The sequence below is a fragment of the uncultured Sphingomonas sp. genome (assembly GCF_964237335.1).
Taxonomy (GTDB): domain Bacteria; phylum Pseudomonadota; class Alphaproteobacteria; order Sphingomonadales; family Sphingomonadaceae; genus Sphingomonas.
The window spans coordinates 92,858-114,684 of record NZ_CAXSHM010000006.1; the positions used below are offsets into that span (position 1 = coordinate 92,858).

Consider the following 21,827-nt stretch of genomic DNA (forward strand, 5'->3'; position numbering starts at 1 on the left):
GACGATCTGGCGTAAGAGGAGGTCGTGCCGCACCTGTTGCCGCCCGCTCCCTTGTCGATCGCCCGGCCGGTGCGGGGCGATCCCGGTGCATGGTTCGACGCCGACAGCTATCCCGCCGCCGCGATACGACGGTCGGCGCAGGGCCGCACCGTCGCCCGGCTCGCGATCGGCACCGACGGGCGCGTGACCGGCTGCACGATCCTGACCTCGAGCGGTGATGCCGATCTGGATGCCGCGACCTGCGCGGTGTCGTTGCGAGCAGGTCATTTCGCGCCGGCGCGCGGCGCGGATGGAGCAGCGATAACCAGTAGCTATACCCTGCCTGTCCGCTGGGTGCTGCCGCGCGACGACGACACGCCGGCAAGGTCGCGATCGGACGATCGGCCGTCGCACGATCGTGGCTGGTTCGAACGGGTGATGGCCGCGCATCATCTGATCGGCGGGATCATGGCGCTGGTCGCGTTTTTGAGCACCCGGGTACGACGGAGGCTAGTCGGCCGGGGCGATCGGCTGGCGGGTTGGCCCGACGGCGATCGTCTTGCCGTCCGGCGGCGGTGGCCACGTTGGTTGGACAGTCGCGCGGGCCGGGTCGGCAGGATCGTGGCGCCGGCAGTCCTGCTGGCGCTGCTGTTCGCGTGGCTGGGTTGGTGATTCCCGCATGACGCCCGCGCCCGGATCGTCTACCTCGTCAGCCGTGCGCCTACTGCTGACTCTTTCCGCTGTCCTGTACGCGCTGTCGGGCATGGTGGAAGCTGATCGGCTCCCGGAGACGACGGTCGTCCGCGACGGGCCGGTGACACCACCACTTGGCGAGCCGGGACGCGTTTTTGGGCCTGACAATTACCCGCCGGAAGCGAGGCGTGCGCACGAGGAGGGGCGGGTCGTCACGCAACTGCTGGTTGATCGCACCGGCCGGGTTTCGGACTGCGTCATATTGGGCTCCAGTGGATCGGTCATCCTCGACACCGCGACCTGTCGTTTGGCGAAGACAATACCGTATCGCCCGGCACGCGACGCGAAGGGGCGGGCGGTCTCCGCGAAGTTAGCGCTGGCGGTTCGTTGGGAGGCTCCATCTATGCTGGAGTCGCATTCACGAGTGATCGAGACCTCGTACAATGATGATGGAACGTTGCGGAGCTGTCAGGAAACATTAGGTCAGCGCATGCTGGCCAACTCGGCTGAGTGCAGCGTCCTCGCCGGTCAACCCGTGCAAGCTCTGCCGGGTGCCGAGTCGCTCAACGCCCATACCGTGCGGTTCGAAACATGGTTCGGGTACGCTGGCGTTCCCGACGCGCCGCACGATCCTTTCCAAGGTTTTAATGTCGTCCATGTGAGCACGATCCGGTCGCACGTTTTGGCCAACGGCGTGGTGAGCAGTTGCCAGGAAGAGCATGGTGGCCAGGCGTGGGTTGGCGCAGGACCATCATGCCATCTGACCGATGTCGCGACAGGCAAGCCGTACGACGAGACGGTGGTGCTGACGTGGGGCGTCAAACCTTAGCGTCGTATCGGCGCGAGGCAGTTGGCCCGACTTCGTTGGACGTCGGGCCTTGCATCTACTAGATAACGTGGGTGCGCCTCCTATTGCTCCTGTCCGCGTTGCTGTCCGCCTTGTCGGGGCTGGGTGGCACGCGTGCGCAGGCGCAGTTCCCGGTAGCCGCGAGCGCAGCCGGCGCTCTGTCCCAGACTGCCGGGAGCGGGTTGATCCGCCGCGTGCCGTTGCCGTTCGCGCAGCCGTCGCCGACCGGCGCCTCGCCTGCCGCGCTGCCCGCGACGCCGACGCTGGTGTCGGCCGTGCTCGCCCGCCGCCTGTTCGCGGAGCGTCGGCGGGAATAGTCGGCGGGCCGGCCACGGCCCTGCGTTCCGCCTGACCCTTTCGACCGGCGCCACCGCGCGTCGGCACTCCCTCGCTATCTCAGGAACACGCCCATGCTCGGCGCCCTCGCCAAGTCGCTCTTCGGTTCGTCCAACGACCGATACGTCAAGTCGCTCAACCCGATCATCGCGAAGATCGCCGGGTTCGAGCCCATGCTCCAGGGCCTCGACGACGCCGAGCTCGCCCGCCAGACGGAGCGGTTCCGCGAGCGGCTGGCGGGCGGCGAGGCGCTCGACTACCTGCTGCCGGAGGCATTCGCGACGGTGCGCGAGGCGGCGCGGCGGGTGCTCGGCATGCGGCATTTCGACGTGCAGATGATCGGCGGCATCGTCCTCCACCGCGGCGAAATCGCGGAGATGCGGACGGGCGAGGGCAAGACGCTCGTCGCGACGCTCGGCACCTATCTCAACGCGCTGCCGGGCAAGGGCATCCACGTCATCACCGTCAACGACTATCTCGCCGCGCGCGATGCGGAATGGATGGGGCAGGTTTACAAGTTCCTGGGGCTGACCGTCGGCGTCATCATCCCCAACCTGACCGACGAGCAGCGGCGCGAGGCGTACCACTCCGACATCACCTATGGCACTAACAACGAGTTCGGCTTCGATTACCTGCGCGACAACATGAAGTACGACCGCGCGTCGATGGTGCAGCGGCCGTTCGCGATGGCGCTGATCGACGAGGTCGATTCGGTGCTGATCGACGAGGCGCGCACGCCGCTCATCATCTCTGGCCCGACCGACGACAAGTCCGAACAGTATCTGGCGGTCGACGCGGTCGTGAAGCAGCTCGTGCCCGACGATTACGAGCTGGACGAGAAGCAGAAGACGATTATCCTGACCGAGGACGGCACCGAGCGGGCGGAGCGCATCCTGGAGGGCGCGGGGCTGCTGGAAGGCGCGAACCTGTATGATTTCGAGAACACGCAGATCGTCCACCACCTGAACCAGGCGCTGCGCGCGAACATGATGTTCAAGCGCGACGTCGATTATCTGGTGAAAGACGACAAGGTCATCATCATCGACGAATTCACCGGCCGGATGATGGACGGGCGCCGCTGGTCGGACGGGCTGCACCAGGCGGTGGAGGCCAAGGAGGGCGTGCGGATCGAGCCCGAGAATCAGACGATGGCGTCGATCACCTTCCAGAACTATTTCCGCATGTATCCCAAGCTCGCGGGCATGACGGGCACGGCGGCGACGGAAGCGGCCGAGTTCTACGACATCTACAAGATGAACGTGGTGACGATCCCGACCAACGTGGCCGTGCTGCGCGTCGACGAGGAGGACACGTTCTACAAGACGATCGAGGACAAGTTCCGCGGCATCGCGCGGACGATCCGCGAACATGCCAAGCGTGGCCAGCCGGTGCTGGTCGGCACGGTATCGATCGAGAAGTCGGAGCTGCTGAGCGAGTTCTTGACGCAGGAGGGCGTCGTCCACTCCGTCCTCAACGCGCGCTTCCACGAGCGCGAGGCGCATATCGTCGCGCAGGCGGGGCGTGCCGGCGCGGTGACGATCGCGACCAACATGGCCGGACGCGGTACCGACATCCAGTTGGGCGGCAACCTCGAGTTCCGCGCCGAGGACGATCTGGCCGGCGTGCCGGAAGGCCCGGAGCGCGAGGCGGGGCTCGCGCGTATCCGCGCCGAGATCGCGGCGGAGAAGGAGCGGGTGCTCGCCGCGGGCGGCCTGTTCGTGCTGGCAACCGAACGCCACGAGAGCCGGCGGATCGACAACCAGTTGCGTGGTCGTTCGGGGCGCCAGGGGGATCCGGGGCTCAGTCGCTTCTACCTGTGCCTCGACGACGACCTGCTGCGCATCTTCGGGCCGGACACGATGTTTTCCAAGATGATGCGCTCTTCGATCGAGGACGGCGAGGCGCTGCCGCCGTCGCGCTGGATGACGAAGGCGATCGAGACCGCGCAGAAGAAGGTGGAGGCGCGCAACTACGACATCCGCAAGCAGGTCGTCGAATACGACGACGTGATGAACGACCAGCGCAAGGTGATCTATGAGCAGCGCGCCGACATCATGGATGCGGACGCGGTCGACGACGTGGTGGGCGACATGCGCGTGGAGACGGTGAACGGGATCGTCGGCGCGGCCTGCCCGCCCAACAGCTACCCCGAGCAGTGGGACGTGGAGGGGATGAAGAAGGGGCTCGCCGAGCTCCTGAACCTGGAGCCGCCGGTGGACGACTGGCTGAAGGAGGAGGCGATCGACGCCGAGACCGTCGAGACGCGCGTGCGCGACGCGGCGGACGCGATGATCGCGGCCAAGGCGGCGGGCTTCGACGAGGCGACCTGGACGCAGGTGGAGAAGTCTATCCTGCTCCAGAACCTCGACCATCATTGGAAGGAGCATCTGTCGACGCTCGACGCGCTCCGCCAGGTCGTCCACCTGCGCGCCTATGCGCAGAAGACGCCGATCAACGAATACAAGCAGGAGGCGTTCGCGCTGTTCGAGCGGATGCTGTCGGTGATCAGGGAGGACGTGACGCGGACTATCGCGCACGCGCAATTTCAATTCGAAGCCGCCCCGACGCTTCCCGAGCTTCCCGATTTCATCACCACCCACTTCGATCCGTTCACTGGCGAGGACGATTCGCGGGATGTGGACGCGGGCTCGGCCTGGGGGTCGGGCGGCGGCTCCCTCGGCCTAGTCTCGACGCAGATCGCGCCGATGCAGATGGTGCAGCCGACACCCGAGGAATTGGGTGAAGACCCCGCCGCCTGGGAAGGCCGTGTCAACCGCAACGCACCGTGCCCGTGCGGATCGGGGCGGAAGTACAAGCATTGCCATGGGGCGGTGGGGTAGGCTCACTCGTCCGTCATCCCGGCCTTGAGCCGGGACCCCGCTTGTTCTCTGGCACGCAAGTAGGAAAGAAGCGGGGCCCCGGATCAAGTCCGGGGTGACGGAGGGAGTGGGCTAGCGCCGTCCCCACCCGCTGGTTACATGGGCCGCCACTCATCCACCCCCCTCGCGAGATCTGGCACCCCATGGACATCCGCCTCGGCCTGACGTTCGACGACGTGCTCCTCGTGCCCGGCGAGTCGGACGTGCTGCCGAGCGGCGCCGACACGCGGACGTTCGTGACGCGCGAGATCGCGCTGACCATCCCGATCCTATCCGCGGCGATGGACACGGTTACCGAAGCCGACATGGCGATCGCGATGGCGCAGCTGGGCGGCATCGGCGTGCTCCACCGCAACCTCGACGTCGCCGAGCAGTGCGAGGCGGTGCGTCAGGTGAAGCGGTTCGAGAGCGGGATGGTCGTCAACCCGATCACCATCACGCCGGGCGAGACGCTGGCCGACGCGCGCGCGCTGATGGCACGGCACAGGATCAGCGGCATCCCGGTGGTGGAGGCGAACAAGCGGCTGGTCGGCATCCTGACCAACCGCGACGTGCGCTTCGCCGAGAACCCGCGTCAGCCGGTCGCCGAGCTGATGACGCGCGACAATCTGGTGACGGTCAGCGCGGGCGTCGGTCAGGAGGAGGCGCGGCGGCTGCTCCACGGGCGGCGGATCGAGAAGCTGCTGGTGGTGGACGACGATTATCGCTGCATCGGGCTCGTGACGGTCAAGGACATCGAGAAGGCGGTGACCTACCCCGACGCGACCAAGGACGCGGCCGGCAGCCTGCGCGTCGCAGCTGCGACCACCGTCGGCGACAAGGGCTTCGCGCGGACGGAGGCGCTGATCGACGCCGGCTGCGACCTGATCGTGATCGACACCGCGCACGGTCACAACCGCGACGTGGCGCGCGCGGTCGAACGCGTGAAGCGGCTGTCCAACGCGGCGCAGGTGATCGCCGGCAACGTCGCGACCGCGGAGGCGGCGCGCGCGCTGGTCGGCGCGGGCGCCGACGGGATCAAGGTCGGCATCGGCCCCGGCTCGATCTGCACCACCCGGGTGGTCGCGGGCGTGGGCGTGCCGCAGTTGACGGCGGTAATAGACGCGGCCGAGGAGGCGGCGAAGTCGGGCGTGCCAGTGATCGCCGACGGCGGTTTGCGCACGTCGGGCGACCTCGCCAAGGCGCTCGCGGCTGGCGCGTCGACCTGCATGGTCGGCAGCCTGCTGGCGGGTACCGCCGAGGCTCCGGGCGAGACGTTCCTGTACCAGGGCCGCGCGTACAAATCGTACCGCGGCATGGGATCGGTCGGCGCGATGGGCCGCGGGTCGGCGGATCGGTATTTCCAGGGTGACATCAAGGACCAGATGAAGCTGGTTCCCGAGGGGATCGAGGGGCAGGTGGCGTTCAAGGGCCCGGCGCGCGACGTGATTCACCAGCTCGTCGGCGGCATCCGCGCGGCGATGGGCTATACCGGCTCGGCGACGATCCCGGAGCTGCAACGGCGCGCGCGCTTCGTGCAGATCACGGGCGCGGGGTTGCAGGAGAGCCACGTCCACGACGTGACGATCACCCGCGAGGCACCGAACTATCCGACGCGGTGATGGTTTTGGTCGTCACCCCAGCGAACGCTGGGGTCTTGTCGTGATAAGGGCTTGGTCACGGAGAGATGCCAGCCTTCGCTGGCATGACGGGGTTTGGCAGGCGTGACCCCCGGCGCGCGCATCCAGGCGGCGATCGAGCTGCTCGACGACATCATTGCCGCCGCCCGCACCGGCGGCGCGGCGGCGGACACATTGGTCGCGCGATACTTCGCTACGCGGCGCTATGCCGGGTCGAAGGACCGGCGGGCGGTGCGCGCGCTCGTCTACGCCGCGGTCCGCCGCGCGGGCGAGGTGCCGGCAAGCGGGCGGGCGGCGATGCTGGGCCTCGCCGACGAGGATGCGACGGTGGCCGCCGAGTTCGACGGATCGCCGCACGGCCCGGCGCCAATCACCGCTGACGAGCCGTGCGCACCAGCCGGCATCGCTCCGGCGTGGCTGGAAGCGGTGCTCGACCGGTCGCAGGTGCCCCGCGCCGGCTGGCCTGCGCTGGTGGCACGCGCGCCGCTCGACCTGCGCGTCAACACGCTCCGGGTCACCGTCGCGGAGGCGCGAGCAGCGCTGCCGGATGCGGAGCCGGTGCCGGGCGTGCCAGACGCGCTGCGCCTGCCGACCGGCAGCGCGATCGAGCGTCACCCGCTGTTCCTGGACGGCGGCGTCGAGGTGCAGGACGCGGGCAGCCAGATGATCGCGTTCGCCGCTGGAGCGGAGCCGGGGATGACGGTGGTGGACCTGTGCGCGGGCGCGGGCGGCAAGACGCTGGCGCTCGCCGCGGCGATGGGGGGATTGGGGCAAGGCGGGGGCGCGCTGATCGCCTGCGACATCGACCGCGCGCGGCTGTCGCGCCTCGCGCCTCGCGCGGCGCGGGCGGGTGCCGAGGGCATCGTTACCCGTCTGCTCGATCCCGGCCGCGAGCTGGAGGCGCTGGCCGATCTGGTCGGGCAGGCGGATGTGGTGCTGGTGGATGCGCCCTGCTCGGGCACCGGCACGTGGCGGCGCAATCCGGAGGCACGCTGGCGGCTGACGCCCGACCGGCTCGCGCGGCTGGTGGCGAGCCAGGCGCATGTCCTGCGGGTCGCGCGCGCGCTGGTTCGGCCGGGTGGCTCGCTCGTCTATGCCGTGTGTTCGGTGCTCGACGACGAGGGCGCCCAGCAGGTCGCGCCGCTGATCGCGGAGGGCTGGCTGCCGGAGCCGCTTCCAGTCGGCACCCCGCGCGGCGCCGGTGTTCGGCTGATCCCGGCCGAGCACGGCACCGACGGATTTTTCCTCGCACGGCTGCGGCGGCCATGCTAGCCGCGACGCCATCGTGCAAACGCCGGAGACGATCATGCGTGTCTCGTCCGTAGCCCTCGCCGCCGCGCTGACGCTGGTGTGCGTCTCGGCGACGCTCCATGGCCAGCGGCCCGACGATCAGATCGACCCGCGGTCGATGACGTGGCTGGCCAAGGGTCGCTCGGCGCAGGCGGCAGGCGACTTTCAGGGCGCGACCGATGCGCTGGAGACAGCGGTGGCGGTGGACCCGCGCAACCGGCTCGCGTTCGACACGCTTGGCCAGGTGGCCGACCAGAGCGGCCTGCCGGGCAAGGCGATCGGGCTGTATCGCGAAGCGCTGCTGCTCGATCCGCGCGATGTCGTGGCGCTGAAGGGGCAGGGCGAGGCGCTGGTCCGCAAGGGCGCGGTCAACCGCGCGCGCGACGATCTGGTGAAGCTGAAGGCGGTATGTAGATCGGGCTCGTGCCCGGAGGCGACGCAACTTGCGGCAGCGATCGCCAAAGGTCCGCCGATCGCGACCGCGCAGGCGACGACGACGGTGGCACCGCAGCCGACGAAGGATTAATTAGAGCTCTGCTGTGGCGGCTTTATCCTCCCCCGCCAGGGGGAGGTGGCTCGCGCAGCGAGACGGAGGGGGAGGTGTAGCTGACTTCTCGGCTGCCTCCCCCTCCACCAGCTTCGCTGGTCCCCCTCCCCCTTGCGGGGGAGGATTAATTATCATCTAGCGAAGGGTGCGAGCCTATTCTCCATCACCCGCGCGACGCTCACGAAATCCTCGATCGCAACCGTTTCCGCCCGCCGCGTCGGATCGATCCCTACCGCCACCAGCGCCTCCAGCGCGCCTGGCAGGCCCTTGAGCGACTGGCGCAGCATCTTGCGTCGCTGTCCAAACGCCTCTGCCGTCAGCCGCTCGAGCGTGCGGACGGACACGCCGGCGGGGGCCGCGACGGGCTCGATATGCACCACCGCCGACATCACCTTGGGCGGCGGGGTGAAGGCGGAGCGGTGGACGGTCATCGCGATCCGCGCGGTCGAGCGCCACTGCGACAGGATGGCGAGCCGGCCGTAGGCGTCGTCGTCCGCGCCGGCGACGATCCGGTCCGCCACCTCGCGCTGGAACATCAACGTGCAGCTTTGCCACCATGGCTGCCAATCCGCCGACAGCCAGCGCACCAGCAGCGCGGTGCCGACGTTGTAGGGCAGGTTGGAGACGATGTGCGGCCGACCCGCAAACAGCGCCGGAGCATCCACTTCCAGCGCGTCGCCGTCGATCACTCGCAGCCGGCCGGGATAGGCTTCGGCCAGTTCGGCCAGCGGCGCCAGGCAGCGCGCGTCGCGCTCCACCGCCGTCACGCGCGCGCCGGCGGCGAGCAGCGCGCGGGTCAGCCCGCCGGGGCCGGGTCCGACCTCGAACACTTCCGCGTCGGTCAGGTCGCCGGGGACGCGCGCGATCCGGTCGAGCAACTGGCCATCGAACAGGAAGTTCTGCCCCAGCGCCTTGGACGCCGTCAGATTATGCCGCGCGATGACCTCGCGCAGCGGTGGCAGCCGAACGGCCGTCAACCCGCTTCGGCGCTCGCGGCGCGGTGGTCGGCGGCGGCGGCGGCCATGCGGATCGCGGCGATCGTGGCGCCGGGATGCGCGCGATCCTGGCCCGCGATGCCGAACGCGGTGCCGTGATCGGGCGAGGTGCGCACGATCGGTAGTCCCAGCGTGATGTTCACGCCCTCGTCGAAATACAGCGTCTTGATCGGGATCAGCGCCTGGTCGTGATAGCCGCACATGGCGACGTCATAGTCGGCGCGCGCGGATGCGTGGAACATCGTGTCGGCCGCGAACGGCCCGCGTGCGTCGATGCCCTCGGCGCGAAGCTGGTCGATCGCGGGGATCAGCACGTCGATCTCCTCGCGGCCGATCGCGCCACTCTCGCCCGCATGCGGATTGAGTCCTGCGAACGCCAGCCGCGGCGCGGCGATGCCGAAGTTCCGGTCCAGCCCCCGCGCGGTCACGCGCGCCTTGGCGAGCACAAGCTCGATCGTGAGGAGATCGAAGACATCGGCCAGCGGGACGTGGGTCGTCATCGGCACGACCCGCAGGCCGGGTCCGGCGAGCATCATCACCGCATTGTCGCGCGAGATGCCGCAGCGTTCCGCGACGAACTCGGTCTGCCCGGGATAGGTGAAGCCGATCGCATAGAGCTGTGCCTTGGACACCGGCCCCGTCACCAGCGCGCGCGCGGCGCCCGATTGCACCAGCCCGGCGCCGAGTTCCAGCGCGCGGATGGCGCAGCGCGCGCCCTCGACGTCGGGCGTGCCGGGCACGATCTCGCCCGCGTCGTCGATGGTCAGCACCGGCAGCGCGCCGTCGAACGCCCGGGCGACGTCGGCCAGGTCGGTGATCCGCGCGACCGGCCCGTCCCACACGCGCGCGATCGCGCCGATGTCGCCGATCGCCACAAACGGCGGCAGCGCCTCCGCATGGCGGCGCGCCCAGGCCTTGGCGATGATCTCCGGGCCGATCCCTGCCGGATCGCCCATCGAGACCGCCAGCGGCGCGGTCACGCGCGCCGTGCCCGGGCGACGGAATTGCTCATCGATATTCGATGATCGCATCGCGCCGCAGGTCGCGCAGCGTCTGCTGCGCGCGCAGGTTCACCCGCTGCTGCTGGATCTGGTCCTGCACCGTCTCGACATTGGGGGCGACGCCGTTCTGCGGATCGTCGCGGCCGCACAACACGAGCGCGCGAACCCCATCCGTCGGCGAGCCGAACGGCGGCGACGACTGGCCCACCTGCATCTTGAGCAATATGTCCTGCAACTGCGGCGGCAGATCACGGATGCGGACCGTGTCGTTGGTGACGACCTCGGCGCCGACGGACGCGGCGATCTTGTCGACCGATCCGCAGCCCTGGATCGCCTGTGTCGTCTTGGCGAAGGCGGAGGCACGCGCGGTCGCCTGCGCCTCCGTGGTGCCGGCCGGGAAGCGAACGGTGAGCTGCTTCAGGTTGAGCTTGGCGTCGCGCGGGTCGGCGGTCAGCACCTGGCGCTTGTCGACGAGGTACAGAATCGAGAAGCCATCCGAATTGGGGATCGGGCCCGCGATTTGGCCGACCTGCATCTCGGTCGCGGCGGTTCCGAGTTCGGTCGGGAGCTGGTTGGCGCGGATCCAGTCGAGATCGCCGCCGACGATCTTTGTGGGGGAATCGGACTGCTGACGCGCCAGCGTCTCGAACGGCGTTTTGCCGCTCTTGATGATGTCCATCACCTGGCTCGCCCTCGCGGCGGCAGCCTGTGCCCGGTCTCCGCTGCCGCGGATGTAGATTTCCTTCAGATGGTATTCCTGCGTGCCCTTGGCGGCTTCGATGCGGGCGATGATCGCCTTCACCTCTTCCTCGCTGACGTTGACTTTGGGTTCGATCTCGCGACGCAGGTAACGGTTCCAGGCGAGCTCGCCCTCGATCTGGCGTTTGAGCGATTTCTCCGACGAGCCCTGCGATCGCAGGAACTTGGTGAAGTCGGCGGGCGAGCGGTTGAAATTGCTCGCGACGCGATCGTAGCTGTCCTGAATCTCCTGCGACGTCACGTCGATGTCGTGGCCCTTCGCCTCCTGGATCTTCAGCGTTTCGTCGATGATCTGGCGCAGCACCTGCAGCTTCAACTGATCGCGTTCGGCATCCCCGATCTCCAGGTTGTTCGCGGCGGTGAGCAGGCCCACGCGCTGATCGACGTCGGTGCCGGTGATGACGCTCTCGTTGACGATCGCGGTCGCCTTGCGGACGTTGGGATCGAGCTTGCCGAAGATCTGGAGGTTCGCAGGGATGTCGAGCCCGGTTTCGGGCACCTGTGTGTCGGGGACCGACTGGTTCGGTGCCTGCGACGGGGCCGACTGGCTCGACACCTGCGGCTGCGCCGGAGGCTGAGTTTGGGCGGCCTGGGCCGGAGGCTGCGCCAAGCTACCACCGGCCTGTGCCGATACACCGGCCGCGAGTGCGAGCGCCGTCGCCGCACCGGCCGCCCGAAAGCCGATCATCCGGGCCGAACCCTGCCCGCGCCTGTTACCTGTCACGTGATCCATCGTCCTGTTGCGCGGTGTTCCGACCGGGCATCGCGCGCCCGGCGTGAACCAGGGCTTAGCGCCCGAGGTTTTTGAAGGAAAGCGACAACAGATAGCCGTTGCCGGCCCGCGCATCGCCGACGGTGGAATAATCGCGCCGCCAGGTGAAGGCGAGCTTCAGGCAATTGTCCTCGTACGCGACGCCCGCGCGGTGGCGGATCGGGCTGAAGCCGTTGGTGAGCGACAGCGGGTCCTGCGCCTGCGTCGTCAGGTCGATCAGGATCGATCCGAACGCCGACAGGTAGCGCGAGAACTGCACGCGCCCGGCGACGCGCGCCTCCTCGTGATCCTCCAAGTCCTCGGACAGCGACTGGATGTTGCGGTTGAGGCTCAGGTAACCAAGCAGCAGATAGGTACTGGTCGAGCCGATCGTCGCGTCCACCTCGGCGCGGCGGATGGCAAAGTCGCTCTTGTCGAGCCGGTAGCGGACGGTGAGCGAGAAAAGGTCGTGATAGTGGACATCGCTCCGCCCGACGATGTCGGACACCTTGTCCGACAGGCCGGTGCCCGGGAAGAACAGGTCCGAACGGCTCGCGAAGCGATAGCTCTGCCCGATCTGGTTATCGAGCGACAGGCCCGGGAAGTTCAGCGCCCAGTCGACGCCATAGGTGGCGCGGCTGGAGTCCTCGTACCGGTCGTAGCCCGGGAAGCGGTTGAGCGCGAACAGGTTGGTGTCGTCGAGGTCGACGGCGCGCGAGTCCTCGTTGGGGATCGACAGGTTCTTGATTCTGGGGCTGGCGACGAGCTGGAACCGCGGCGTCACCGTCTGCGTCCCGCCCCAGATCGCGCCGACGAGCGGCCATTGCATGTCGACCGCGAGCGCGCCGATCGCCCGGCCCTGGAACCCCGGCGTTCCCTGATACGAGGCGACCGGGTCGGCAAGCGTGTCGCTCGTATGGTACAGGTCGCCGCGCCCATAGGCGGTGAACGTCACCTCCTGGCCGAGCGTCGTCAGCCGGCGCAGGTCCCAGCGAAGCGAGGCGAACGCGCGTTGCGTGTCCTGCCCCTCGGTGCGGGTGAGCGCGAGCGTGTTGACCTCCGCCTCCACGATCCCGCCCAGCGGGCCGTCGGCACGGCGGCGGTAGTCGACCTCGGGCAGCGCGATCGGCTGCATTCCCTGGGCGTCATCGAGGCGCAGCGTCTGGACATACCAGCCGGCGATCGACAGATAGCTGTCGTCGTCGATCCGCTCGATCTTCGCCGTCGTGCGCAGCCGATCGTCGTAGGTCAGGTCATAGCGGCGCAGGAACGTCTTGTCCGTCACGAGCCGCACCGATCCCGAGATGCTCCACTCGGGCGACAGCTGGAACCGCGCGACGCCATCGAGATAGCCGCGGAAGCTCTCCTGCGTGCCCGTCACACCGGTGATGAGGTCGTCGCTGCGCCGGCTGACGGTGGCATAGGCGGTGATGCGGTATGCGCCCGTGCCGCTCAGCTTCTCGTAGGACACCTGCGCCATCGGCAGCGTGCCGGTGTAGATATGCGGCGTCAGCGTCAGCGCCTCGTTGGGCGCGAGCCGCAGGAAGTAGGGCACCGCGACCTCGAACCCGTTGACGCGCTCGATCCGCAGCTCGGGCTCCAGCAGCCCCGAGCTCGCCTGACCGCCGACCGGGTTGGACAGGCTGGGCAGCGGCACGGTGATGAAGTCGAACAGGTGCAGCTTGGCGCCGTTATAGTACATGCGGCTCTGGTCGGGGCGGTAGGTCACGCGCACGGCGGTGATCTTCCACGTCGGCTCCTTGGGGCAGCCGTTGGGACCGGTGACGTCGCAGGGCGTGTAGGCGGCGTCGGCGAGCACGTAAGAGCCGTCCTCGTTGCGCGTGCCCTTCGCCGCCGCGATCCGTCCGCCGCGGGCCAGCACGACGAGCATGTTGTCGACCACACCGTCCTTCAGGCTGTCGGTCAGGTCGATCGAGTCGCCATAGGCGGTGTCGCCCTGCGGGTTGACGGTGGCGACGTTGCCGGTGGCCAGCACCTTGCCCGTCTTGCGGTTCCAGGTCACCTTGTCGGCGCGCAGCCGCTGGCCCTGGCGGAACATGCGCACGTCGCCGGTGGCCGTCACGATGTCGGCGCGATCGTCATAGTCCAGCGCGTTGGCCGAGAACTGGACCTGATCGTCCGCTGTCGGCGTGGCCGACGCAACGGGCGCGGGCGGCGCCACCGGGCGGGGCTGCAGGTCCTGCGCGGCCGCCGGCGCGGACACGCCGAGCGCCAGGGCGAGAGCGGAGGCGATCGGCCACCTGCCGGCCAGATACTCGACCAGATACTCGAAACGCGTCACGGCCTTTGAACACCACCCCGTCGACGGCCTCGAACCGGACCCCCGCCGCGCGCTATCGCATCAGCCGGCGCGCGGCAATGCGAGGCTCGCAATGCTCTGCCGCGCATCCCGCGCGATCCGCGATTGCCCGGCGCGGCGAAGCGCTTAAGTGTAAGGGGGTGACACGCCCGCAAGGACAACGACCCTGATGAAGATCGAGTTTACCCCCGAAGCCGCGTCGGACGCGCCTGTGCTTGCCCTGCCGGTCGAGACCGGCGGATTGGTGCGGATGCAGGCCGGATCGCTTGGCGACGCAGGTCTGCGGGTCGTGCGCGCCGCCGCGGCGGGCAACCGGTTCGAGGGCGAGGCGGGATCGGTCGTCGAGGCCTTCGTGCCCGCCGGCGAAGCAGTCCGATGCGTCCTGCTGCTCGGCACCGGCGGCGGCAGCGAGGCGGATTGGGAGAAGGCGGGCGGCGCTCTGACCGCCAAGTTGCTGACGTCGGGCGTGCAATCGATCACCGTCGACCTGTCGAGCGCGTCCCCCACGCCCAAGGCGGCGGCGCGCTTCGCCGGCGCGGCGGCGCAGCGCGCGTGGCGGCACGACGCCTATCGCGCGAAGCTCGCCGACAAGGCGAAGCCGACGCTTGCGTCCGTCACGATCGCGGGTGCTCCTGACGGTACGGAGGCGGCCTTCGCCGCCGTCGATGCGGTGACGCAAGGCATGGCGCTGACCCGCACCTTGGTGGCCGAGCCGCCGAACCTTCTCTATCCCGAGACCTTCGTCGCGCAGGTGCGCGAGAGCGTGGAGGGACTAGGGCTAGAGATCACCGTGATCGACGAGGCCGGGATGGCCGAGCTCGGCATGGGCGCGCTGCTGGGTGTCAGCCAGGGCTCGCGGCGCGAGGCGCAGGTGCTCGCGCTCAAGTGGAGCGGCGCCGGGGAGGGCGATCCCGCGCTGGCACTGGTCGGCAAGGGCGTGACGTTCGACACCGGCGGTATCTCGATCAAGGGTGCGGCCGGCATGGAGGACATGAAGTGGGACATGGGCGGCGCGGGCGCGGTCGTCGGCGCGATGAAGGCGATCGCCGGCCGCAAGGCCAAGGCGAACGTCATCGGCGTCTGCGGGCTCGTCGAGAACATGCCCGACGGCAACGCGCAGCGGCCGGGCGACATCGTCACCAGCATGTCCGGCCAGACGATCGAGGTCATCAACACCGATGCCGAGGGGCGGCTGGTTCTGGCGGACGTCATCACCTGGGTCCAGCGGACGCACAACGTCAAGACGATCGTCGATCTCGCGACGCTGACTGGCGCGATGATCGTCGCGCTGGGCCATGAGCATGGCGGGCTGTTCGCCAACGACGACGCGCTGGCCGACCAATTGCTGGCGGCGGGGCTGGCGAGCGGGGACCTGTTGTGGCGCTTCCCGCTCGCGCCCGCCTACGACAAGATGATCGACTCGCCCATCGCGGACATGAAGAACATCGGCGGCAAGGGCGCCGGCTCGATTACCGCGGCGCAGTTCATCAAGCGGTTCGTGGACGACGGCGTCCGCTGGGCGCATCTCGACATCGCCGGCATGGTCTGGTCCGACAAGGCGGGACCGACGTTCGACAAGGGCGCGACGGGCTATGGCGTCCGGCTGCTCGACCGGTTCGTCGCCGACAATTTCGAGGGGTGATCGCTCATCCTTCCCGTCACCCCAGCGAACGCTGGGGTCTCCCCGACCGGCGGACCGGCCCGCATCGCGAGGAGACCCCATCGTTCGCTGGGGTGATGGTCTAGGCACACCATGCGGGTCGACTTCTACCACCTGACCACCCGCCCGCTCGACCGCGTGCTGCCGCCAATCGTGGAGCGCGTGCTGGGCGCGGGCGAGCGGCTGCTGATCGTCGCGGACGAGGAGCAGCAGCGGATCGCGCTCGACACGCTGCTGTGGACGTATGCGGCCGACAGCTTCCTGGCGCATGGGCTTGCGGGGGCGGGCGACGAAGGGGCGCAGCCGGTGTTGATCGCAGGCACGGTGGCGCCGGCGAACGGGGCGCGGCACGTCGCGCTGGTCGACGGACGCTGGCGCGACGAGGTGCTGGACGGGGCAGGATTGGACGGGGCACCACCGGTCTTCGAGCGCGCCTTCCACTTCTTCGACGAGGAGCGCATCCGGGAGGCGCGGCTCGCCTGGAAGGCGCTGGGTGGTCGCGACGGTATCGAGCGCAACTATTGGCAGCAGAAGAACGAAGGTGGATGGCGCAAGCAGGCGTGAGCGCCCCTTGGTTGCCAATCCGGGTGCCGCCGCCTAGGGCCAGCGCACTTTCCAGCCCCGTAGACAGGAGCCCGTGACCGTCATGGCCGTCACCCGTACCTTTTCGATCATCAAACCCGATGCCACGCGCCGCAACATCACCGGCGCCGTCGTCAAGATGCTGGAGGAAGCCGGCCTGCGCGTCGTCGCGTCCAAGCGCATCCACATGACGCGCGAGCAGGCCGAGGGCTTCTATGCCGTCCACCGTGAGCGGGCTTTCTTCGGCGCGCTGGTCGACTTCATGATCTCCGGCCCCGTCGTCGTGCAGGTGCTGGAGGGCGAGAACGCCATGCAGCGCAATCGCGACATCATGGGCGCGACCAACCCCGCCAACGCCGAGGCGGGCACGATCCGCAAGGAATTGGCGGAGTCGATCGAGGCGAACACCGTTCACGGATCGGACTCCGACGAGAATGCCGCGACCGAGATCGCGTTCTTCTTCAAGCCGGACGAGATCGTCGGCTGAGCGGACGTTTGCGATGACGTGGCGGCTGCGGCGGGCGGCCCCGGCGGACGCCGAGGCGCTGTCGCTGGTCGCGGGGGCGACGTTCCTCGAAACTTATCATGCGCTGATCGGGATGGCCGACATCGTCGCACACGTCGCGGAGAGATGCAGCCCTGCGACGTTCATGCGCTGGATTGACGATCCCGAAGCAGCGGTCTTCTATGCCGCATTGGAGGCGACGGACGCGCCGCTCGGCTTTGCGGTTGTCACCGCGCCGGATTTCCCGATCCCGCTTACCTCCCATGACATCGAGCTGCGGCGGATCTACACGCTGGCGATCGCTCACGGGCAGGGGGTCGGTCCCGCGCTGCTTGATGCCACGCGGAAAGAGGCGAGAAGGCGGGGCAAGCGCCGGATGCTGCTTGGTACGCATCCCGAGAACAAACGGGCGCAGCGATTTTACGAGCGTGAGGGCTTCAACCTGGTCGGACGGCGCCAGTTTCGCGTGGGCGACCGCGTGTTTGACGATCCGGTATATGCGTTGCCGCTGTAGCCGGCGGGATCAGTCCGCCGGCTTTTCCTTCGCCCATATGGCGTCGAGCCGTGCCTGGTCGCCACCTTTCTGGTGAAGCCTGAAATCGGTCAACCGCAGCGATCGGCCGAGCGGAAAGGGGTGGCCGCGGGTACGCCAGACAATGTCGTAGATGCCCTTGCCCCGGTGCTCGTCGCCATTCTCGTCGGCCCAGGCGAAGTCGATCAGCACCGGCAGCAGCCCGCTGCGGTCGCTCGGGCCGTCCGCGGAAGCCTTCAGCACCGGCTTCGCGATCCAGTCGCGCGCGATCCGATGATCGGTCGCGTCCTCCGCCGCGATGCCGAGCGCGGTCGGAAATGTGACGTGGACGTCGTGCAGTTCATGGCTCGCGTCATGGGACAGCGTGATCGCATCGCCGTCCTTGCCCGCCGCGCCGTGCAGCTCGAACCGGCTCCGCGCCTGAACGGCGGCGACGCGCTGGCCGGCCTTGTCCGCCTCCGCCGCCCGGCGTTCCGTCACGCTGTTCCACAGCGTCAGCGCCGCGATCAGCACGCCGAGCACCGCCACCAGCTCGGCGAGGTTGATCCAGCGGCGGCGCGTACGCTTCTGGTCCGCGCTCTCGCTCACCTGCCGCCGGCTTCGAGTAGCCCGGCGGGCGCGACCAGTTCCCAGCCATGCGCGATCCGATCGTCCACCGCCGGCCAGTCGACGTCACCGGCCAGGTCGACGTCCTCCCACCCCGCGGCCCCGCGCACGCGCAGTGCCCGGTCGTCTCGCACTGCCGCGAACGCTTCGCCGGCGACCAGGAAGGCGCTCTCGCCGTCGTCGACGCGTTCCTCGGCCTCCGGCAACTGGAGCGCGACCTGGCGGACGCGGTCGAGAGGCGAAGGCTCGTCTGATGCTGGCATGGTGCGGCAGTGCTCCGACAGGATATGGGGGTACAGGCGATGCTCCTCGACCAGCACGCGCGCGGCGAGCGTCTCTGCCGTGTCGTCCGCGAGGATCGGCACGCGCGCCTGGCCCAGGACCGCGCCCGCGTCGAGCTCCTCGGTGACGAGGTGGACCGAGCAGCCGGTCTCGGCGTCGCCGGCGGCGAGGGCACGCGCGTGCGTGTCGAGGCCCTTGTAGAGCGGCAGGAGCGAGGGGTGGATGTTGAGGATCCGCCCCCGCCACCGCGCGACGAGTTCGGGCGACAACAGGCGCATGTAGCCGGCGAGCGCGATCACCTGGACGCCGGCGTCGAGCAGGGCGTGGTCGAGCGCGGCCTCGTAGGCGGGCTTGCCGATGCCCCTTGGCGAGAGGGCGAAGGTGCGCAAGCCGTGGTCACGGGCCCAGGTGAGTCCGGGCGCGTCCGGTTTGTCGGATGCGATGAGGACAATGTCATAGCCATCGGCCCGCTCGACGAGGCTCATCATGTTGGAGCCACGGCCGGAGAGGAGGACGGCGACGCGCGTGTTCACCCTTCGTCATCCCCCCGAAAGCGGGGATGACGGGAGAGAGGGTCAGGCGTCATGCGTCGCCGTCCACTCGCCCCGCGCGCTCCAGTCCTCTACGCCGCCCGTCACGCTGCAACCCCGCTGCCCAGCCTCCACCGCGCCGATCCGGAACACCGTCTCCCCCGCCGCCGTCAGCGCCGCGGCGACGCCGTCCGTCTCGTCCGGTGCGACCACCGCAACCATGCCGATGCCGCAATTGAACGTGCGTGCCATCTCCTCCGGCTCGATGCGCCCCTGCGCCTGCAGGAACGCCATCAGCCGCGATTGCTCCCACGCGCCCGCGCCGATCACAGCGCGGCACCCCTCGGGCAGCACGCGCGGCACGTTCTCCAACAGGCCACCGCCGGTGATATGCGCCAGGCCCCGGATGTGCCCACCCTTAAGCAGAGGCAAAAGCGAGCGCACATAGATGCGCGTCGGCGCCATCAGCGCGTCGATCAGCAGCAGCTCGGGATCGAACAGCGCCGGCCGCGCCAGCTTCCACCCGCGATCCGCCGCCAGCCGCCGCACCAGCGAGAAGCCGTTGGAATGGACCCCCGATGAGGCGAGCCCCAACAGCACGTCGCCCGGCCGGATCGCTGCGCCCGTCAACAACTGCTCGCGCTCGACGGCGCCGACGCAGAAGCCCGCGAGGTCGTAATCCGCGCCAGCGTACATGCCCGGCATTTCGGCCGTCTCGCCACCGATCAGCGCACAGCCCGCCTGGCGGCATCCTTCCGCGATACCCGCCACCACCCGCGTCGCGACCGCCTCGTCCAGCCGGCCGCTGGCGTAGTAATCGAGGAAGAACAGCGGCTCCGCGCCCTGGACGATCAGGTCGTTGGCGCACATCGCGACGAGGTCGATGCCGACGCCATCGTGCCGGTCATGTTCGATCGCGAGTTTCAGCTTGGTGCCGACGCCGTCGTTGGCGGCGACCAGCAGCGGATCGATGAAACCCGCAGCCCTAGGATCGAACACCCCGCCGAAGCCGCCCAGCTCGGCGTCCGCGCCCGGCCGCCGCGTCGCGCGCGCGAGCGGCGCGATGGCGCGGACCAGCGCGTTGCCGGCGGCGATCGAGACGCCCGCATCGGCATAGGTGTATCCGGACGCGGGGGTGGATGTCTCGGCCATGCGGGCTTGCCTAGCCACAAGCCGCTTGGATTTCCACCGCCGGCCCGGCAAAAGGCGCCCACAATGACGCTTTCCCGGCTGCGGCCGCCTTTCCCTGCGCGCCTGTACGCGGCCGTCGCACTCGCCGCGCTGGCTACAGGCGTTGTCGTCGCGCAGATCGAGGGCGGCGACCGCGGCGTTGCGCCGGTGGACAGCGCCGGGGCGTACGAGGTCGACGGCGTCGCGGTGGACGTGTCGGCGAGCACCGCCGATGCGGCGCGCTATGCCGGCTGGCGGATCGCGCAGCGCAAGGCGTGGACGCAGCTCGCGCAGCGGCTGACCGGCAGCGGATCGACGCTGGCGGACGGTGCGCTCGACGGCCTCGTCTCTGGTATCGTCGTCCAGGACGAGCAGATCGGGCCGACGCGCTACATCGCCAAATTGGGCGTGCTGTTCGATCGCGCGCGCGCAGGCTCGATCCTGGGCGTCACCACCTATTCGCTCCGATCGCCGCCGATGCTCGTCGTCCCGGTGCAATGGTCGGGCGGCGTCGGCCAGGTGTTCGAGCAGCGGACGGCGTGGCAGCAGGCATGGGCGCGCTATCGAACCGGGAACAGCGCGATCGACTATATCCGCCCGTCCGGCACCGGACCTGATTCGCTGCTGCTGACCGTGGGGCAGGTGGGGCGACGGGGCCGGGCGTGGTGGCGCACGCTGATCAACCAATATGGCGCGTCGGACGTCCTGATCCCGACCGTGCGGCTGTATCGGCAATGGCCCGGCGGCCCGGTGATCGGCGTGTTCGAGGCGCGGCATGGCCCGGACAACGACCTGTTGACCAGCTTCACCCTGCGGGTCGGCAACGCGGACGGGCTGCCGCAGCTGCTCGACACGGGCGTCAAGCGGATCGACGACGCCTATCAGGACGCGCTGCGCAGTGGCCTGCTCCATCCCGACATGGCGCTGTCGCCACCGCCATCCGCGACGCCGGACAATGCTACGGACGACGGTGGGCTCGACAATCTGATGGATGCGCCGGACGAGACCGCGGCCGTCACTCAGGTCGGTATCCAGTACGATACGCCGACGCCCGGCGCCGTTTCGGCGACGGAGGCTTTGGTACGCTCGATCACGGGCGTGCGCTCGGCGGTGACGGCCAGCCTGGCGCTCGGCGGCACGTCGGTCATGCGCGTCGCCTTCGCGGGCGATCCCGACCTGCTGAAGGCACAGCTCGAGGCGCGAGGTCTGCAGGTGTTCGGCTCGGGCACGACACTGCGCATCCGCCGCGCGCCGCAACTGCTGCCGCCGGACCTGTCGCCCGACAATTCGACGGTGGGGTGAGTGGGCGACGGGCGAACCATGGGCGCGCAACTGGCGCTGCCGCTCGTCTGGCCGGCCGGCCCCAGCGACGACGAGTTCCTCGTCACGCCCTCCAACGAGGCGGCGGTGCGGCTGCTGGCGGACACCGCCGCGTGGCCGGTGCGCGCGGCGCTGCTGGTGGGGCCGCGCAAATCCGGGCGCAGCCTGCTCGCGCGCATCTTCGCGGCCCGTACCGGCGGCCAGGTAATCGACGATGCGGAGCCGCTGCCCGAGGCCGACCTGTTCCACGCCTGGAACCGCGCGCAGGGCGACGGCAAGCCGCTGCTGATCGTGGCCGACGCGCCGCCGCCGGTCTGGTCGGTTCGGCTGCCCGACCTGCGCTCGCGGCTCGGCGCCGGTCCGTTGGCGGTGATCGGCGCGCCGGACGACGCGCTGGTGCGCGCGCTGCTCCAGCGCCATTTCCTCCGTCGCGGCCTCGACGCGCGACCCGATCTGATCGACTGGCTCGCCGGACGGATCGAGCGGACGCACCTGACCGTTCTGCGTGTGGTGGACGCATTGGAAGAGGAGTCGGGCGGACGGCGGCGGCGTTTGACGATCCCGATGGCCCGTGAGACGCTCGCCGCCACGTCGATGATCGTGCCCGAACCGAGGCTGTTGTGA

The 21,827-nt window shown here is 69.3% G+C and carries 19 protein-coding genes and 1 pseudogene; 13 read left to right on the top strand and 7 right to left on the bottom strand.

Annotation, left to right across the window (positions count from 1 at the left end):
• The first annotated feature begins 24 nt into the window (after positions 1-24).
• From ACFE65_RS05205 to ACFE65_RS05235, 7 genes are all read left to right on the top strand, one after another.
• Positions 25-651, top strand: a complete 627-nt coding sequence (locus ACFE65_RS05205; RefSeq protein ID WP_375381281.1) for an energy transducer TonB — start codon at positions 25-27, stop codon at positions 649-651.
• Between the two features lie 43 nt (positions 652-694).
• Positions 695-1,501 (top strand): energy transducer TonB, encoded by an 807-nt coding sequence (locus ACFE65_RS05210; RefSeq protein WP_375381282.1) that lies wholly within the window; start codon positions 695-697, stop codon positions 1,499-1,501.
• 71 nt (positions 1,502-1,572) lie between these two features.
• Positions 1,573-1,836, top strand: a complete 264-nt coding sequence (locus ACFE65_RS05215; protein WP_375381283.1) for a hypothetical protein — start codon at positions 1,573-1,575, stop codon at positions 1,834-1,836.
• Positions 1,837-1,929: 93 nt separating this feature from the next.
• A complete protein-coding gene (secA, locus tag ACFE65_RS05220) occupies positions 1,930-4,695 on the top strand; it encodes a preprotein translocase subunit SecA (protein ID WP_375381284.1) in 2,766 nt (921 codons plus the stop codon).
• A 182-nt stretch (positions 4,696-4,877) separates the two neighbouring features.
• Positions 4,878-6,335: an IMP dehydrogenase gene (gene guaB / locus ACFE65_RS05225; RefSeq protein WP_375381285.1), complete on the top strand. Its 1,458-nt coding sequence runs from the start codon at positions 4,878-4,880 to the stop codon at positions 6,333-6,335.
• A 102-nt stretch (positions 6,336-6,437) separates the two neighbouring features.
• Positions 6,438-7,625: an RsmB/NOP family class I SAM-dependent RNA methyltransferase gene (locus ACFE65_RS05230; RefSeq protein ID WP_375381286.1), complete on the top strand. Its 1,188-nt coding sequence runs from the start codon at positions 6,438-6,440 to the stop codon at positions 7,623-7,625.
• Positions 7,626-7,659: 34 nt separating this feature from the next.
• Complete coding sequence (locus tag ACFE65_RS05235; protein ID WP_375381287.1) at positions 7,660-8,169, top strand: tetratricopeptide repeat protein; 510 nt, start codon at positions 7,660-7,662, stop codon at positions 8,167-8,169.
• Positions 8,170-8,321: 152 nt separating this feature from the next.
• Here the strand turns inward: ACFE65_RS05235 and rsmA are convergent, their stop codons facing one another.
• From rsmA to ACFE65_RS05255, 4 genes are all read right to left on the bottom strand, one after another.
• On the bottom strand, positions 8,322-9,167 hold the full coding sequence (gene rsmA, locus ACFE65_RS05240) for a 16S rRNA (adenine(1518)-N(6)/adenine(1519)-N(6))-dimethyltransferase RsmA (protein WP_375381288.1): 846 nt from the start codon (positions 9,165-9,167) through the stop codon (positions 8,322-8,324).
• Positions 9,164-10,216 carry a 4-hydroxythreonine-4-phosphate dehydrogenase PdxA gene (pdxA, locus tag ACFE65_RS05245; RefSeq protein WP_375381289.1) on the bottom strand — a complete coding sequence of 351 codons (1,053 nt, stop codon included), beginning with the start codon at positions 10,214-10,216 and terminating at the stop codon, positions 9,164-9,166. Before pdxA ends, rsmA begins: the two co-directional genes overlap by 4 nt.
• The gene (locus tag ACFE65_RS05250; protein WP_375381290.1) at positions 10,194-11,669 is read right to left on the bottom strand and encodes a peptidylprolyl isomerase; all 1,476 of its coding nucleotides are present in this window, start codon (positions 11,667-11,669) and stop codon (positions 10,194-10,196) included. Before ACFE65_RS05250 ends, pdxA begins: the two co-directional genes overlap by 23 nt.
• A gap of 64 nt (positions 11,670-11,733) precedes the next feature.
• On the bottom strand, positions 11,734-13,998 hold the full coding sequence (locus ACFE65_RS05255) for an LPS-assembly protein LptD (protein ID WP_375381291.1): 2,265 nt from the start codon (positions 13,996-13,998) through the stop codon (positions 11,734-11,736).
• A 187-nt stretch (positions 13,999-14,185) separates the two neighbouring features.
• Here ACFE65_RS05255 and ACFE65_RS05260 point away from each other — a divergent pair, with 187 nt between their 5' ends.
• From ACFE65_RS05260 to ACFE65_RS05275, 4 genes are all read left to right on the top strand, one after another.
• A complete protein-coding gene (locus ACFE65_RS05260) occupies positions 14,186-15,658 on the top strand; it encodes a leucyl aminopeptidase (protein ID WP_375381292.1) in 1,473 nt (490 codons plus the stop codon).
• Positions 15,659-15,769: 111 nt separating this feature from the next.
• The gene (locus ACFE65_RS05265) at positions 15,770-16,240 is read left to right on the top strand and encodes a DNA polymerase III subunit chi (protein WP_375381293.1); all 471 of its coding nucleotides are present in this window, start codon (positions 15,770-15,772) and stop codon (positions 16,238-16,240) included.
• An 82-nt stretch (positions 16,241-16,322) separates the two neighbouring features.
• Positions 16,323-16,745, top strand: coding sequence for a nucleoside-diphosphate kinase (gene ndk / locus ACFE65_RS05270; protein WP_375381294.1), 423 nt, complete (start codon positions 16,323-16,325; stop codon positions 16,743-16,745).
• A 13-nt stretch (positions 16,746-16,758) separates the two neighbouring features.
• Positions 16,759-17,277, top strand: coding sequence for a GNAT family N-acetyltransferase (locus tag ACFE65_RS05275; RefSeq protein WP_375381295.1), 519 nt, complete (start codon positions 16,759-16,761; stop codon positions 17,275-17,277).
• 9 nt (positions 17,278-17,286) lie between these two features.
• Here the strand turns inward: ACFE65_RS05275 and ACFE65_RS05280 are convergent, their stop codons facing one another.
• The 3 genes and pseudogenes from ACFE65_RS05280 to purM form a co-directional block, all read right to left on the bottom strand.
• Positions 17,287-17,883 (bottom strand): hypothetical protein, encoded by a 597-nt coding sequence (locus ACFE65_RS05280; protein ID WP_375381296.1) that lies wholly within the window; start codon positions 17,881-17,883, stop codon positions 17,287-17,289.
• A gap of 284 nt (positions 17,884-18,167) precedes the next feature.
• Positions 18,168-18,716, bottom strand: a pseudogene (gene purN / locus ACFE65_RS05285) (phosphoribosylglycinamide formyltransferase); the annotation flags it as partial.
• Positions 18,717-18,758: 42 nt separating this feature from the next.
• Positions 18,759-19,865: a phosphoribosylformylglycinamidine cyclo-ligase gene (gene purM, locus ACFE65_RS05290; protein ID WP_375381297.1), complete on the bottom strand. Its 1,107-nt coding sequence runs from the start codon at positions 19,863-19,865 to the stop codon at positions 18,759-18,761.
• Between the two features lie 63 nt (positions 19,866-19,928).
• Here purM and ACFE65_RS05295 point away from each other — a divergent pair, with 63 nt between their 5' ends.
• Together ACFE65_RS05295 and ACFE65_RS05300 are read left to right on the top strand one after the other, a co-directional pair.
• On the top strand, positions 19,929-21,185 hold the full coding sequence (locus ACFE65_RS05295) for a heavy-metal-associated domain-containing protein (protein ID WP_375381298.1): 1,257 nt from the start codon (positions 19,929-19,931) through the stop codon (positions 21,183-21,185).
• 18 nt (positions 21,186-21,203) lie between these two features.
• Positions 21,204-21,827 (top strand): chromosomal replication initiator DnaA, encoded by a 624-nt coding sequence (locus ACFE65_RS05300; protein WP_375381314.1) that lies wholly within the window; start codon positions 21,204-21,206, stop codon positions 21,825-21,827.